Annotated in this window: 13 protein-coding genes; 4 read left to right on the forward strand and 9 right to left on the reverse strand. The window is 37.8% G+C overall.

Going from position 1 to position 10,645, the window contains the following annotated elements:
• Positions 1-108 precede the first annotated feature (108 nt).
• From tlp to acnA, 6 genes are all read right to left on the reverse strand, one after another.
• The gene (gene tlp, locus JN080_RS23970) at positions 109-345 is read right to left on the reverse strand and encodes a small acid-soluble spore protein Tlp (RefSeq protein ID WP_256238504.1); all 237 of its coding nucleotides are present in this window, start codon (positions 343-345) and stop codon (positions 109-111) included.
• Between the two features lie 328 nt (positions 346-673).
• Entirely contained in the window at positions 674-817 is a 144-nt protein-coding gene (locus tag JN080_RS23975; RefSeq protein ID WP_256238505.1) for an acid-soluble spore protein N, read from the reverse strand.
• 73 nt (positions 818-890) lie between these two features.
• Positions 891-1,022, reverse strand: a complete 132-nt coding sequence (locus tag JN080_RS23980; protein WP_256238506.1) for an FbpB family small basic protein — start codon at positions 1,020-1,022, stop codon at positions 891-893.
• Between the two features lie 145 nt (positions 1,023-1,167).
• Positions 1,168-1,710: a redoxin domain-containing protein gene (locus JN080_RS23985; protein WP_256238507.1), complete on the reverse strand. Its 543-nt coding sequence runs from the start codon at positions 1,708-1,710 to the stop codon at positions 1,168-1,170.
• Positions 1,711-2,056: 346 nt separating this feature from the next.
• Positions 2,057-2,248: a hypothetical protein gene (locus JN080_RS23990; RefSeq protein WP_256238508.1), complete on the reverse strand. Its 192-nt coding sequence runs from the start codon at positions 2,246-2,248 to the stop codon at positions 2,057-2,059.
• 129 nt (positions 2,249-2,377) lie between these two features.
• The gene (gene acnA, locus JN080_RS23995) at positions 2,378-5,086 is read right to left on the reverse strand and encodes an aconitate hydratase AcnA (protein ID WP_305474938.1); all 2,709 of its coding nucleotides are present in this window, start codon (positions 5,084-5,086) and stop codon (positions 2,378-2,380) included.
• 334 nt (positions 5,087-5,420) lie between these two features.
• On the opposite strand from acnA, the gene sspO reads away from it, so the two are divergent.
• The gene (sspO, locus tag JN080_RS24000) at positions 5,421-5,570 is read left to right on the forward strand and encodes a small acid-soluble spore protein O (RefSeq protein WP_256238510.1); all 150 of its coding nucleotides are present in this window, start codon (positions 5,421-5,423) and stop codon (positions 5,568-5,570) included.
• A gap of 43 nt (positions 5,571-5,613) precedes the next feature.
• Here sspO and JN080_RS24005 read toward each other — a convergent pair whose 3' ends face one another.
• Positions 5,614-5,877: a hypothetical protein gene (locus JN080_RS24005; protein ID WP_256238515.1), complete on the reverse strand. Its 264-nt coding sequence runs from the start codon at positions 5,875-5,877 to the stop codon at positions 5,614-5,616.
• A 123-nt stretch (positions 5,878-6,000) separates the two neighbouring features.
• Here JN080_RS24005 and JN080_RS24010 point away from each other — a divergent pair, with 123 nt between their 5' ends.
• A complete protein-coding gene (locus JN080_RS24010) occupies positions 6,001-6,138 on the forward strand; it encodes a small acid-soluble spore protein P (RefSeq protein ID WP_256238511.1) in 138 nt (45 codons plus the stop codon).
• A gap of 46 nt (positions 6,139-6,184) precedes the next feature.
• On the opposite strand, the gene selA is transcribed toward JN080_RS24010, so the two are convergent.
• Positions 6,185-7,591, reverse strand: coding sequence for an L-seryl-tRNA(Sec) selenium transferase (selA, locus tag JN080_RS24015; protein ID WP_256238512.1), 1,407 nt, complete (start codon positions 7,589-7,591; stop codon positions 6,185-6,187).
• A 98-nt stretch (positions 7,592-7,689) separates the two neighbouring features.
• On the opposite strand from selA, the gene JN080_RS24020 reads away from it, so the two are divergent.
• Both JN080_RS24020 and selD read left to right on the forward strand, forming a co-directional pair.
• Complete coding sequence (locus tag JN080_RS24020) at positions 7,690-8,088, forward strand: Hsp20/alpha crystallin family protein (protein ID WP_256238513.1); 399 nt, start codon at positions 7,690-7,692, stop codon at positions 8,086-8,088.
• A gap of 316 nt (positions 8,089-8,404) precedes the next feature.
• The gene (gene selD / locus JN080_RS24025; protein ID WP_305474945.1) at positions 8,405-9,472 is read left to right on the forward strand and encodes a selenide, water dikinase SelD; all 1,068 of its coding nucleotides are present in this window, start codon (positions 8,405-8,407) and stop codon (positions 9,470-9,472) included.
• 54 nt (positions 9,473-9,526) lie between these two features.
• Here the strand turns inward: selD and JN080_RS24030 are convergent, their stop codons facing one another.
• Entirely contained in the window at positions 9,527-10,471 is a 945-nt protein-coding gene (locus tag JN080_RS24030) for an L-threonine 3-dehydrogenase (protein WP_256238514.1), read from the reverse strand.
• Between the last annotated feature and the right edge of the window lie 174 nt (positions 10,472-10,645).

The raw sequence follows: 10,645 nt of genomic DNA on the forward strand, positions 1-10,645 counted from the left end.
TCCTCTCATCTTACCATAATACATTGTAAACGATATAATAATACTCATTGGTATTCTAAAAAAGTAAAAAGACCTGTCCTACAAAGGAATCAGGTCTCAACATCTCTACTATTCGCTGTCTCTTGCTGCTCGAGCTTCATCTCTTACTTCTGATCGAAACGACTCCAAGCTTTCGCGTCTGCGCTCATTTTTTGCCTCAATCTGTTGAAGCTGCTCTTCACTATCAGTAAATGCCATGGATTCCTCTGCCTCTTCCATGTTTTCAATCGTATTGGTAATCATTTCTTGAAGTTTTTCAACATTATCGCTGCGGTCATCTGGTTTCGGTTTGTTTTGATTAGTCATATTAATTCCTCCTTATTTTATAAAGTGAAACTTCCATCAGTGAGGTTTGGTTTTTTTCACCCTCACTGATGGTTAGTTGAACCAATCGGACTTTTACGAGCAGCTGATCCCCACTATATCCTTGACCTTCTATTCAAGTCTTGAAGTGGGGGCCTTACTGCCCGTTAAAGCGGGATAAAAGGTACAGATATAGTTTGTTTCGGAGTTGAAAAAATATCCCAAATAAAAAGTGGGTGGGGTGGTATTAAAAATATTGTATATTCTTAATGAGAAAAACTAAAAAAGACTCGCCTTTAGTCCCAATAGCGAGTCTTTATATCCATTTTTACTATTCACCTTTGGTTTGAATTACTTGAGCATGTTCTCCTGATTTATCCTGCATTTGTTTTCCTTTATTGCCGCCAAAACCGCGTGGTTGTGTTCCGATATGACTTGGTACATAAGCCTTTGGCTTTCTTTTTGGATTACTCATTATAATCATCCCTCCTCCACATCATTTTACCCATGGAGGAACGGAAACATGATTGGTAAACAATGTGAGAGATTTACTCAGCTTTCCCAAGGCGTTTTTCTTCTAAACGGAGTTCAATTTTTTCCATAGCAGCATGATCTTTCATAAGTTGTGATTTATTTTCGGATACAAGTTCTGCAAAGGAACGTTTTCTAGGTTTTCTCATTCGAATCACCTTCCTTAATTACTATTCTAACAGTAAGTATGTCCGGAAACGGTTGCAATTATTACAACTTTTTGAAAATTATATCGAATTTTGTATTCTTAAAATAAAGAAAATGGATATCGGCTTGTACCAATATCCATTTTCTTTATTTTATATTGTCAGTAAACTGCTTCATCATTTCTAATTTCATAGCGCCGGTATATTTATTTTGAATAAGTCCATTGCGGTCTATGAAATAAGTGGTAGGTATGGATAGAATCTGATAAACACTGTTTACTTTTCCTTCTGTGTCTATTGGAATGGAAAAAGTAATCCCATTTTTGTTAACAAATCCTTTTACATCATTTTCAGGGTCGATATTGACTGCAAGAATTACAACATCTTTATTACCTTGTTTATAGAATTGCTCCATTTCTGGCATTTCTGCTTTACATGGTGGACACCAGGTTGCCCAAAAGTTTAGCATAACCTTTTTTCCTTTAAAGTTTGAAAGCTTTGTTGTTTCACCAGTAAGTGTTTTTAATTCAAAGTCTGGAGCTTTTGCACCAATCTGCAGTCCATTGGTTTGAGTGGCTGTTGTCGTCTCTGTAGCTTTCTTTTCTGTCTCCGCTTTTTTATCCATCGCTTGAACAATTGCAACTGTAAGCAATGAAATTAAAACAACTGCTGCAATTACTTTTTTAACCATGTAAAAATCTCCTTTTACTCATTGCAAAATAATTACCTCTAAATCGATTTTACACTATAAAGTAATTTGAAATAAAGGTTATAAAGCAAAAATGAACATCAGTGTGACAATTTTGTTAACATTCCTTCTTTGAACTATTCCTTTAACGGTAGCTCCTCCCTATTTTATTTTTCTTGAACAGTTGTATTACTCCATTAATCTGTGTTTACAATTTTATTTTATCAATAACCATTCTAACTGCAAATTTTTTTGGAAGGTTTTTATTTGAAGTTTGAACTTTCCGTAGAAATAAGAAAAAGGATTGGCATTTTCAAATTAACGAAGTTACCAATCCCTTTATTGTGTTTTAATACCAGGGCTTTTTAAAAAGTGCTTTCAACGCCAAAGCAAGTAATACGATCGAAAAAATTAAAATTGCCAGAACTCCTATGAGATTGAAAAAAGGGTATAATCCCGTGAGAAAAGCAACTACTGGTAAATGTACTAAGGCAAATCCAGCAAAAATTGCAGCTAAAAATAAAAAAACAATTGAATTCATTTTATTATCCCCTCCTTATGGGATAATATATGAACAAATTAGTGTGCTTGAATAGGTTAAACCCCTTTTTTGAAGAAATAAAAAACACCATGCAATTTTTGCATGGTGTTTTAACAATGAAAAGCACTCTTAAGCTTTTAATTTTTCACGAAGAACCATTTGAAGAATTCCGCCATGGCGGTAGTAATCAATTTCAACTTCTGAATCGAAGCGAACAATTACTTCAAACTCCTTCTTAGTACCATTTTCGTCAGTAGCGACTACTTTTAATAGGTCATGTGGTTTTACGTCTTCACCAACTTGAACATCAATGGTTTCTTTACCAGTTAAGCCAAGTGTTTCAGCACTTTCTCCTTCTTTAAATTGAAGCGGTAAAACTCCCATTAGAACAAGGTTAGAACGGTGGATACGCTCAAAGCTTTCAGCAATAACTGTTTTAATCCCTAATAGATTCGTTCCTTTTGCAGCCCAGTCACGAGAAGAACCCATTCCATAATCTTTACCTGCCAGCACAGCTAATCCAATCCCGTTTTCTTTGTATTTCATGCATGCATCAAAGATGGAGGTTACTTCACCTGTTGGCCAGTAGGTCGTAAATCCGCCTTCTGTACCTGGTGCAATTTGATTACGAATACGAATATTAGCAAAAGTACCGCGCATCATTACTTCATGGTTTCCACGACGTGATCCATATGAGTTGAAGTCACGAGGCTCAACACCTTTTTCACGAAGGTATTTTCCAGCTGGAGTATCTTTACCAATTGCTCCTGCAGGTGAAATATGGTCAGTCGTTACGGAATCGCCGAATTTACCTACAACCCGAAGTCCTGTTAAAGGCTTTACTTGGCCTGGATCCGGAGTTAGACCTTCGAAGAACGGTGGATTTTGAATATAGGTAGAATCCTTATCCCAATTATACAATGGTTCATCGCTAGTTTTGATTTCATTCCAGCGCTCGTTATCTGTAAACACGTTTGCATATTCTCTACGGAATAATTCTGGTGTTACAGTACGTTTCACCACTTCGTTTACTTCAGCTGTTGATGGCCAGATGTCTTTGAAGAATACATCGTTACCGTCTTTGTCTTTTCCGATAGGTTCAGTAGCAAAGTCAATATTTACTGTACCAGCTAGAGCATATGCAACAACTAACGGTGGAGAAGCAAGATAGTTACCTTTAACAAGCGGGTGAATACGACCTTCAAAGTTACGGTTACCTGAAAGAACGGAGGTAACTAATAGATCATTTTCGGCTATTGTTTTTTCTATTTCTTCTTTTAACGGGCCTGAGTTACCGATACAGGTTGTACAGCCGTAACCTACTAGGTTGAAGCCAATTTCCTCAAGATATGGAAGTAATCCCGAATCACGAAGGTATCCAGTTACAACCTTAGAACCAGGTGCCAAAGAAGTTTTTACATATTTAGGAACTTCCATTCCTAATTCAACTGCTTTCTTGGCTACAAGTCCAGCGCCAACTAAAACATACGGGTTAGATGTATTTGTACAGCTTGTAATTGAAGCAATTCCAACAGCTCCAGTTTTCATAGTTGCCTTGTCACCGTTATTGAAATTAACAACAGCCTCTTTTTCCAGCTCTTCTGGTTTAAAACCGAAGCCTTGATTTCCTTGAGGTGCTGAAACTGCTTTGACAAATGCCTCTTTCATTTTTGAAAGTGGAATTAAATCCTGCGGACGCTTAGGACCAGAAAGATTTGCTTCAATCACAGAAAGATCAATTTCTACTACATTTGTATAAACAGGCTCGTCATTTGGATTGAAGAATAAGCCATTTTCTTTGCAATATTGCTCAACCACTTTTATTTGCTCTTCATTACGGCCAGTCAAACGTAAATACTCAATAGATTCACCATCAACTGGGAAAAATCCGCAGGTTGCACCGTATTCTGGAGCCATGTTGGCAATTGTTGCCCGATCAGCAAGTGGTAGTGAAGGAACGCCAGGGCCGAAAAATTCTACGAATTTACCAACTACACCTTGACTCCGCAACACTTGAGTAACCTTTAGAGCAAGGTCCGTAGCGGTTGCACCGTTTGGAAGTTCGCCTACCAACTTAACCCCTACCACTTCTGGCACAGGGAAATAAGAAGGCTGACCAAGCATTCCAGCTTCTGCTTCAATACCGCCAACGCCCCATCCTAGAACACCAATACCATTAATCATCGTTGTATGAGAATCTGTACCAACTAATGTATCTGGGTATGCATCAAATTCACCATCAGCATTCTCTGAAACGTGAACAACATCTGCCAAGAACTCAAGATTTACTTGGTGTACAATACCTGTTGCTGGTGGGACTGCACGATAGTTGTTGAATGATTTTTGAGCCCAGCTTAAGAACTGATAACGTTCAGCATTACGCTTGAATTCTAAATCCATGTTTACTTTTAAGGAATCTGAACTTCCATAAGCATCGACTTGAACAGAGTGGTCGATAACTAGATCAACTGTTTTCTCTGGGTTGATTTTGTCAGGGTCTCCCCCTAAATCTGCCATTGCTTTTCTTAAAGATGCAAGGTCAACAACAGCTGGTACACCCGTGAAATCCTGAAGAATAACACGTGATGGTTTAAACGGAACATCTATTTCCTTTAATTGTTTTGTTCCCCATTTTGCTAAGTTTTCAACATGTTCTTTTGTGATTACTCTGCCATCACATTGGCGTAGTACAGATTCAAGTAAAACCTTAATGGAGTAAGGTAATTTAGAAACCTTTCCAATGCCAGCCTCTTCCAATGCAGCTAAACGAAAATAGTGATAACGTTTACCATCTAGATCAAAAGAAGAGTGTGCTTTAAATACATCATTCTTAACCATTACCATATTAAATACCCCCTTATTCGTCATAATATACCAAAAGGAACGAAAAATCGAAAAGTTTGAATATTCCCATCGACACCACTTTTCTCACAATTCTAATCTTAATACAACAGTTTCCATATGTAAATAAAAAGAAAGTTATTGCTCATGATAAGTTTTTCTTATCATATATTCTAATTTCCCTTAAATATTTCGAGAAACTTATTGCTATGATTGCTGTAATTTGGGATTGATAAAATCTTCTAATTTTCATTTATTATGGTGAAAAAGCAATGATCTGGTCTTTTTTTTCGCTATTGGGGAAATAGTAACAAGGTGGGAGGTGAATAAATTGGTGCGAAAAAAGTCAAATCATGTTATTCCCGGCATGAACGCAGCAGATGGCCAAGGTAAAGGCGCTGGTTATAACGTAGAACTGAGCAATGAACCATTGACCGTAAAGGAAAAAATGAATAACAAGAGACGAAAGAAAAACCAGTGAAAATACGATGAAGGCAGGGTGATGCTACCCTGCCTTTGAAATTCTATTGTTCAAAGTTGTTAACTTCAGAAATTATTTTTTGCAGATCCTGTTGAAATTGGTCAAGTTGAACTTTTTGGTGCTCAGAAGCTACTTCTAATGCGTTTTCGATTTGTTGGTAGGCTTCATTTACTTCATTTTTTAAATGGTGTAATTGATGTCCGTAGCTGCTGCTATCACGGACAATTTCAAAATATAATTCCTCAGCATTTTCCATACCTTGCTGTGCTGCTTGAAATGCTTGCTGTTTATTCTTCTTGTAAGGCATTCTTTGCATTCTCTTCACTCCTTTTCTTTAAGCCTATACCGATAAATTGTACTAAAGTATAAACTTATATACAGAATAAAACGTACAACAATAGGTATCCTATCAATTAGGAGGGATAGCAAGATGAACAAAAATGATGGAAAAGATATGCGCAAAAATGCGCCAAAGCAATCAGGACAACCCGAGCCCTTAAGTGGATCACATAAAGTAAAAAATCGCCAGCATACTCGCGCCAAGCATAACACACATCATGATATGTAAAAAGAGTGGAGTTTAAAAGGTTGACCCTTGTCTAGGGGTCAACCTTTTAAACATGAACAAGAGCTTGTAACAACAGTTCTTCTTCTACTATTGAAACTGTTCTTAAATCAAGGAGAAATTCATCCTTTTGAATTCGAGCTACAACCGCAGGCTTGTTTTCTATTCTTAGTTTTCGAGCCAATTGTTCTGCAGTTATCAAATGATGTTTTAACGCAATTAATACGGTTGGAAGCTCTACCTCAGGCATCGTACCACCACCAACTTGGCTAGTGCCATGAATGATTTTAACTTCAAAATGAGTAGACAGCTCTAATAAGGAAGAAACAAAATGGGTGGCTCGATTTTCTATCTGCTCAACAGATTGGAATAAATCCCGAATGACAGGAATGTTTTGAATACCTTTATCCCCTTTAACATAATCAATCAAGGTACCTTCAAGCGCTGCTAACGTCATTTTATCGACGCGAAGCACCCGAGCTAATTGATGTTTTTTTAAACGATCTATGAGTGCCTTTTTTCCAGCAATGATCCCAGCTTGCGGTCCTCCTAGTAATTTATCCCCGCTAAATGTAACAAGGTCTGCCTGAGCCTCAATAATTTCTCTAACAACTGGTTCTTCCCCTATACCATGTTTTCGAAAATCATATAGGGCCCCGCTTCCAAGGTCTTCATAATAAATCACATTTTCAAACCTTTGAGCGAAATTGATGAGTTCTTGGGTTTCGACTGATTCAGTAAAACCAACAACTTTAAAATTGCTGGTATGGACCTTCATTACAATGGAGGTTTCAGGACTTATTGCCTTTTCATAATCATAAAGGTGAGTCTTATTGGTTGTTCCCACTTCGACTAATTTGGCCCCGCTTTCTTCCATAATCGAAGAAATGCGAAAGGAACCGCCAATTTCAACTAATTGTCCTCTTGAAACAATTACTTCTTTATTAGCTGCTAGCGCTCTTAGCACAAGATATACGGCGGCCGCATTATTATTTACAATCATTGCCGCTTCGGCGCCTGTCAACTCTTTAATTAATGTCTCAACATGGCTATGTCTTGAACCACGTTCGCCTTCTTCAAGCTTATACTCCAAATTAGAATAATTTTGCGCGGTTTCTACGACATGGGAAACCGCTTTATCACTCAATCGAGCCCTACCTAGGTTGGTATGCAAAATAGTTCCTGTTGCATTGATAACCTTTTTTAATGTAAAGTCCATTTGCTTTATGATTTTCCCCTTAACTATATGGAAAATTTCATCAATAAATTGGTCAGTTCCTGGAATGGCACCCTGCCAACTATCAGTTAAAATCGATTTTCGTATTTGCTCGATAACATCTTTTAATTGCTTAGTTAATTCAGTGAAATCGACATCCGTCTCATGAATAAGTGTTGTGAACTGTCCATGATTTTGCAGTTCATGGACAGCTGGAATACAGCGCAGCCTATCTTTCACTATTCAAAACCCCCAACTCATTTCATTCCATGCTTATTATAACATCTTCACAAATTTTCTGCTGTTGAATAATATAAACCTGCGAAGGGGGAATGATGATGATTGAGAACAAAGATGACCAATCTTTAGACAATGAGGTAATCGAAAAATGGCTTGAAAATTACTTTCTTGATCCATTGACAACTTATTATGATCAAACACAATTCCGTATCGATCTTTATGAAACAGACAATGAATGGATCGTAGAGGCTTTGTTAAACGATTGTAATTCCTCCGATATAACTATCTATGTGGAGGATAAAAAGCTTTTAATAACCGAAAAAAGAAGCGCTTTGTCATCATCAACAAATCAACAGAAACGTACTCGTTCAATTGAATTCCCCTTTCCGATCTATAATCATAAAATCAAAGCCGCCTTTCATAACGGCATTCTGGAAGTATTTATTTCAAAGATAGATAAAGAATTTGGGAAAAATCGATATATCACCTTACCATAATGATAGTGGTTCAGATATTCTTTGATAGATGGTGTTAAAAGCGACTAGAATGCCCACAAGCAATTTATTCTCTTGTGGGCATTTTTTTGCTTTCCCCAATATCAAAAAGTAGACGATCCTTTTTTTCTTCAATAGTTGTGCTTCTAATCGTGCTCTTTTCATTTGAAAGAGTTATACTATTAAAGCAAAACTTCTATTCGTTAGGTTGAAAGCATTCTTTCCCTAATGGAAAAGTCTTACCGCGCTATTTCCATCTAATTTAATTCTATCTAAAACGATTTAAATAGAATTAAATTAGAAATTGAATTTGAATACAATGGAGGTGGACATTTTGAGTGAACAAGAGAAAATTCGCCTAACTTCTTTGTCAACCAAAGCTGGTTGAGGCTGTAAAATAGGTCCTGAAGACCTTGCGCAAGTTTTGCGCAGTTTACCAAAGCAAGAAACTGTACCCGAATTACTTGTTGGAAATGAAACAGCTGATGATGCTGGTGTTTATCAATTAACGGATTCCATCGCATTAATCCAGACAGTTGATTATTTTACACCTATCGTTGATGACCCCTATATGTTCGGCCAAATTGCCGCTGCAAATGCCTTGAGTGATGTCTATGCAATGGGCGGGGACCCAAAAACCGTGATGAATATTGTTGGCTATCCAATTAAGAAGTTAGGTCCGGAGATGCTAACCGAGATTCTTCGTGGTGCAGCAGACAAAGTGAAAGAGGCTGGTGCTTTAACCGTAGGTGGGCACTCTGTCGATGACCAAGAGCCAAAATTCGGACTATCTGTAACAGGAATCGTTCACCCGAAGAAAATCTGGAAAAATGTAGGCTCTAAACCAGGTGACGTTCTTGTGTTAACGAAGCCGATCGGTGTTGGCATGATGACGACAGGCATAAAAAGAAGCGTAGTAACCCCGGAACAAGAACAAACTGTAACGGAAACAATGGCATTGTTAAACAAGACAGCAGCTGAGTGTTTGCGGAAATACCATCCACACGCTGTTACAGATGTTACGGGATTTGGACTTCTCGGACATGGAAGTGAAATGGCGCGTGGAAGTAATGTCAGCTTTGACATGACATTCTCGGATGTCCCACTTCTTGAAGGAACTGAAAAGTTAGCCAAGGATGGAGTTGTACCAGGTGGCTCAAAATCAAACCATAAATGGCTTGGTAATGATATTGATTATGCAGACCTTCTTCCAGAAGAACAGCTAATCCTTTGTGATGCGGTTACATCTGGCGGCCTGCTTGTTTCACTTCCAGAAAATGAGGCTGCACTGTACGTTGAAGACCTCCATCAAAATGGTTTGAGAAATGCAGCAATAATCGGTCGTGTTACCGAAAAAAAAGACAAACTTATCTATCTGAAAAAATAGAAAGTGACTAGGCACCATTCAAAAATTGGATGGTGCCTGTCATTTTCCGTTTTATTAGATTTTTTTTCGTACATTTTGAATCATGTCTTTTGTCATTGTTGCTAAATTATATTTTGCTTTAAAGCCCCATTCTATTACTGCTGCAGCTGGATCAAGAGAATTAGGCCAGCTTTCAGCGATTCTTTGCCGAATTGGATCAACTTTATAGGTAATAGTAAATCCTCGTATATGTTTGGTAATTTCTGCAGCAATTTCTTCAGGAGCGATGCTCATTGCTGTCACATTGAAGGAGTTGCGATGGGTAAGTTTGGAGGAGTCTGCTTCCATTAAATTAACTATGGCATTCAAGGCATCCGGCATATACATCATATCCAGATAGGTCCCTTTATCGATATAGCAAGAGTAATTTCCGTGTTTAATTGCTGAATAAAAGATCTCTACAGCATAATCGGTTGTCCCTCCACCCGGGGGTGCCACGTAGGATATCAACCCGGGAAAGCGCAGTCCACGTGTATCAACATTAAATTTTTGATAATAGTAATCACAAAGGAGTTCCCCAGCCACTTTATTTACGCCGTACATTGTCGTTGGGCGCATAATCGTATCCTGCGGTGTTAAATTCTTTGGAGTGGAAGGCCCAAAGACTCCAATCGAACTTGGTGTAAAAAATTGTGCCTTCATTTCTCTAGCGGTTTCAAGTGCATTCAGTAATCCGCCCATGTTTAAATTCCAGGCGTAAATGGGTCGCGCTTCTGAAGTGGCTGACAACAGAGCCGCAAGATGGATTACAGTATCGACGCTATATTTCTTCGCAATCTCAAACATTGACTTTAATTCAGTAACATCAAGAATTTCAAATGGACCACCCTCTGCTGTTTCGCTCTCATTTATGTGAATATCAGAAGCAATGACAGCATCGGAACCGTAAATCTTTCTTAATTTTACTGTTAATTCGGTTCCGATTTGCCCCAAAGCCCCCGTTATTAGAATCCGTTTCATATTCTCCGTCCTCTACCATATGTTTCAATCTAATGATGGATGTTGTCCCTTCCAAAAATACATTGTTTGTCCTCAATAGCAGGAGATTATTCGTTTATACCAATACTGTATTATATTTCAGATGAAGTGTTCAGATATTATAATGAGCATAAAAATAATTTATATATTTTAAAA

It is taken from the genome of Bacillus sp. EB600 (genome assembly GCF_024494385.1).
GTDB lineage: Bacteria > Bacillota > Bacilli > Bacillales > Cytobacillaceae > JAEVLT01.

What these genes read in the sequence shown, in the direction of transcription:
- tlp (WP_256238504.1), bottom strand. Translation starts at nt 345, where the DNA reads ATGACTAATCAAAACAAACCGAAACCAGATGACCGCAGCGATAATGTT.
- JN080_RS23975 (WP_256238505.1), bottom strand. Translation starts at nt 817, where the DNA reads ATGAGTAATCCAAAAAGAAAGCCAAAGGCTTATGTACCAAGTCATATC.
- JN080_RS23980 (WP_256238506.1), bottom strand. Translation starts at nt 1,022, where the DNA reads ATGAGAAAACCTAGAAAACGTTCCTTTGCAGAACTTGTATCCGAAAAT.
- JN080_RS23985 (WP_256238507.1), bottom strand. Translation starts at nt 1,710, where the DNA reads ATGGTTAAAAAAGTAATTGCAGCAGTTGTTTTAATTTCATTGCTTACA.
- JN080_RS23990 (WP_256238508.1), bottom strand. Translation starts at nt 2,248, where the DNA reads ATGAATTCAATTGTTTTTTTATTTTTAGCTGCAATTTTTGCTGGATTT.
- acnA (WP_305474938.1), bottom strand. Translation starts at nt 5,086, where the DNA reads ATGGTTAAGAATGATGTATTTAAAGCACACTCTTCTTTTGATCTAGAT.
- JN080_RS24005 (WP_256238515.1), bottom strand. Translation starts at nt 5,877, where the DNA reads ATGCCTTACAAGAAGAATAAACAGCAAGCATTTCAAGCAGCACAGCAA.
- JN080_RS24010 (WP_256238511.1), top strand. Translation starts at nt 6,001, where the DNA reads ATGAACAAAAATGATGGAAAAGATATGCGCAAAAATGCGCCAAAGCAA.
- JN080_RS24020 (WP_256238513.1), top strand. Translation starts at nt 7,690, where the DNA reads ATGATTGAGAACAAAGATGACCAATCTTTAGACAATGAGGTAATCGAA.
- JN080_RS24030 (WP_256238514.1), bottom strand. Translation starts at nt 10,471, where the DNA reads ATGAAACGGATTCTAATAACGGGGGCTTTGGGGCAAATCGGAACCGAA.